Annotated in this window: 2 rRNA genes; both read left to right on the forward strand. The window is 50.8% G+C overall.

What is annotated here, in order from left to right:
• Positions 1-81: 81 nt before the first annotated feature.
• Positions 82-2,830 (forward strand): 23S ribosomal RNA (locus Q397_RS0119950).
• A 95-nt stretch (positions 2,831-2,925) separates the two neighbouring features.
• Positions 2,926-3,013 (forward strand): 5S ribosomal RNA (gene rrf / locus Q397_RS0119955); the annotation flags it as partial.

The following is a 3,013-nucleotide window of genomic DNA, read 5'->3' on the forward strand; positions in this document are numbered from 1 at the left end:
GTCTTGCAAGTGGCGTTTGAACGATTAACAAACAAACGTTAAATACCTAGGTATTTAACGCTGCGCATGATGTGATCAAACTCTCAAGTATGAAAAGGGCATCTGGTGAATGCCTTGGCGTATAGAGGCGATGAAAGACGTGACACACTGCGATAAGCATCGGGGAGCCGTGAGTAGGCTTTGATCCGATGATTTCTGAATGGGGGAACCCAATCCTTTAGGATTATCCTTAACTGAATACATAGGTTAAGGAGGCGAACGAAGCGAACTGAAACATCTAAGTAGCTTTAGGAAAACAAATCAACCGAGATTCCCTAAGTAGCGGCGAGCGAACGGGGAGCAGCCCAGTGATTTTAGGTTAAGAAGACGAATGCTCTGGAAAGTGCAGCCATAGTAGGTGATAGCCCTGTAGTCGTAGAAATTCCTTAAATCCTTGAGTAAGGCGGAACACGTGAAATTCTGTCTGAACATGGGGGGACCACCCTCCAAGGCTAAATACTCCTATACGACCGATAGTGAACCAGTACCGTGAGGGAAAGGTGAAAAGCACCCCGATAAGGGGAGTGAAAGAGAACCTGAAACCGGATGCCTACAAGCAGTCGGAGCAGCCTTGAGCTGTGACGGCGTACCTTTTGTATAATGGGTCAGCGAGTTAATTTATCGAGCAAGCCTAAGCCGATAGGCGTAAGCGCAGCGAAAGCGAGTCTGAATAGGGCGACTGAGTTCGATGGATTAGACCCGAAACCAGGTGATCTTGGCATGAGCAGGTTGAAGGTGCGGTAACACGCACTGGAGGACCGAACCCACCGTCGTTGAAAAGCCGGGGGATGACTTGTGCCAAGGGGTGAAAGGCCAATCAAACCTGGAGATAGCTGGTTCTCCGCGAAATCTATTTAGGTAGAGCGTTAGATGAATACCATTGGGGGTAGAGCACTGGATCGGGACGGGGGACGCGAGTCTTACCAACTCGAACCAAACTCCGAATACCAATGAGTACTATCTAGCAGACACACTGCGGGTGCTAAGGTCCGTAGTGGAAAGGGAAACAGCCCAGACCACCAGCTAAGGTCCCTAAATCACGTGCTAAGTGGGAAAGGATGTGGGAAGGCCAAAACAACCAGGAGGTTGGCTTAGAAGCAGCCACCCTTTAAAGAAAGCGTAACAGCTCACTGGTCTAATTAAGCCGTCCTGCGCCGAAGATGTACCGGGGCTCAAGCCGTGTACCGAAGCTGTGGATTTGCACTTTTAGTGCAAGTGGTAGCGGAGCGATCTGTAAGCCTGCGAAGGTGATGCGTGAGCATTGCTGGAGGTATCAGATGTGAGAATGCTGACATGAGTAGCGACAAACAGTGTGAGAAACACTGTCGCCGAAAGCCCAAGGGTTCCTGCGCAAGGCTAATCCGCGCAGGGTGAGTCGGCCCCTAAGACGAGGACGAAAGTCGTAGTTGATGGGAATTAGGTTAATATTCCTGAACCTAGAGGTAGTGACGAATACTGGTATCCGTTCGAGCTTATTGGATTGTTCGGGCGGCCAAGGTGTTCCAGGAAATAACTCCTCTGTATAGACCGTACCCCAAACCGACACAGGTGGGCAGGTAGAGAATACCAAGGCGCTTGAGAGAATGGTGTTGAAGGAACTCGGCAAAATACACCCGTAACTTCGGGATAAGGGTGACCTGTATGTGCGCAAGCACATGCGGGTGGCACAGAATATGGGGTGGCGACTGTTTACTAAAAACACAGGGCTCTGCGAAGTCGCAAGACGACGTATAGGGTCTGACGCCTGCCCGGTGCCGGAAGGTTAAAAGGAGGTGTGCAAGCACTGAATTGAAGCCCCGGTAAACGGCGGCCGTAACTATAACGGTCCTAAGGTAGCGAAATTCCTTGTCGGGTAAGTTCCGACCTGCACGAATGGCGTAACGACTTCCCCGCTGTCTCCAACACCAACTCAGCGAAATTGAACTCTCCGTGAAGATGCGGAGTTCCTGCGGTTAGACGGAAAGACCCCGTGCACCTTTACTATAGCTTCGCAGTGGCATTAGTGAATAAATATGTAGGATAGGTGGGAGGCTTTGAAGCGATGACGCCAGTTGTCGTGGAGCCAACCTTGAAATACCACCTTTTTATTCATTGATGTCTAACCGCGGTCCGTGAAACCGGATCCGGGACCCTGCGTGGTGGGTAGTTTGACTGGGGCGGTCGCCTCCCAAATGGTAACGGAGGCGCACGATGGTAAGCTCAGGCTGGTCGGAAATCAGCTTTTAGAGTGCAATGGCATAAGCTTGCCTGACTGTGAGTCTGACAAGACGAACAGAGACGAAAGTCGGTCATAGTGATCCGGTGGCTCCTCGTGGAAGGGCCATCGCTCAACGGATAAAAGGTACGCCGGGGATAACAGGCTGATACTACCCAAGAGTTCACATCGACGGTAGTGTTTGGCACCTCGATGTCGGCTCATCACATCCTGGGGCTGGAGCAGGTCCCAAGGGTTTGGCTGTTCGCCAATTAAAGTGGTACGTGAGCTGGGTTTAGAACGTCGTGAGACAGTTCGGTCCCTATCTGCCGTAGGTGGAGGATACTTGACAGGATTTGCCCCTAGTACGAGAGGACCGGGGTGAACGTACCTCTGGTGTACCAGTTGTTCCGCCAGGAGCATCGCTGGGTAGCTAAGTACGGAAGGGATAACCGCTGAAAGCATCTAAGCGGGAAACCCACCTGGAAACTAGGTATCCCTGAGAATCGTGGAAGACTACCACGTTGATAGGCCAGGTGTGGAAGTGTGGTAACACATGAAGCTAACTGGTACTAATCATTCGATAGGCTTGATTGTTTGGCCATCATGCGTAGCGTTAAATACCTACGCACTATGCTAAACTCAACATCCTAAGTATAATACACGAAGATAATCTTACTCATTTTAGATGGCCTGGTGGTTATGGCACGTGGCAAACACCCGATCCCATCCCGAACTCGGCCGTGAAAACATGTTGCGCTGATGGTACTTCGTCTTAAG

Source organism: Terasakiella pusilla DSM 6293 (assembly GCF_000688235.1).
In the GTDB taxonomy this organism is placed as follows: domain Bacteria; phylum Pseudomonadota; class Alphaproteobacteria; order Rhodospirillales; family Terasakiellaceae; genus Terasakiella; species Terasakiella pusilla.